This window comes from Rahnella perminowiae, from assembly GCF_019049755.1.
GTDB classification, from domain to species: domain Bacteria; phylum Pseudomonadota; class Gammaproteobacteria; order Enterobacterales; family Enterobacteriaceae; genus Rahnella; species Rahnella perminowiae.
Map to the genome: position 1 here is coordinate 1 of NZ_JAFMOS010000102.1, position 717 is coordinate 717.

Consider the following 717-nt stretch of genomic DNA (forward strand, 5'->3'; position numbering starts at 1 on the left):
AGAATGGTCAATAAGGGCTGTGTCCGGGTATATGCGGGCTGACGGAATTCGACGCGTAGTTGTTCCACTCTATATCGACGAGGCGTTTGTCTTGGATCAGAATGATGAACTAGCTAGTAGTGTGTTGGGGATTGATCCAGAGCTTTCAAAAAAACCATGGGTACCTGCACTACAGGAAAATCGTGAACCTCCATCATGGAAAAACTCTGACCTTGCTCGTAGATACGGTGCTGATGGCCTTATTGATTGCTCAAGATTAATACCGGGCGGCTGGCATCTTAATCTATTTCGATGGAATGAACCTGGTGCTCCAACTGTACATATTTGCGGAGAACCTATTGAATTCAGGCTATCTGTGGAAGGGAATAAATGGGACCTGTAACAAAAGAATCAGCCTCATGAACTTCACCATTACAACATTATGAAGATAGCTCTCTGAGATGTGAGAAAGGTGCCAGAGACGAGGAATAAAGTCGAGAAAGTGGTTTTTTACGGCGATTAGCATGATTGCTGGGCTTGAACATTCTTTTCTTCGCCAACGTCGGCTCCTCGCTCGCAGCAGACCTTCAGCGTCACGTGTTTGTCTGCTGTGTGCCCAGGCTGTGTGAAAACCCTGACCAAAAACTGAAGTGCGCACGTCTACGCAAAATCTGGAATTGATCGACTGGTTAGTAGAGCCGAATTTTACGTATGAGCGCGGTTTTCAGCTCTGTTTTT

At 46.0% G+C, this 717-nt stretch carries 1 protein-coding gene; it reads left to right on the top strand.

Features of this window, described 5'->3' with window-relative positions:
• A partial coding sequence (locus J1785_RS00535) for an RES domain-containing protein (protein WP_217218549.1) occupies window positions 1-382 on the top strand: 382 nt, incomplete at its 5' end.
• Window positions 383-717 lie beyond the last annotated feature (335 nt).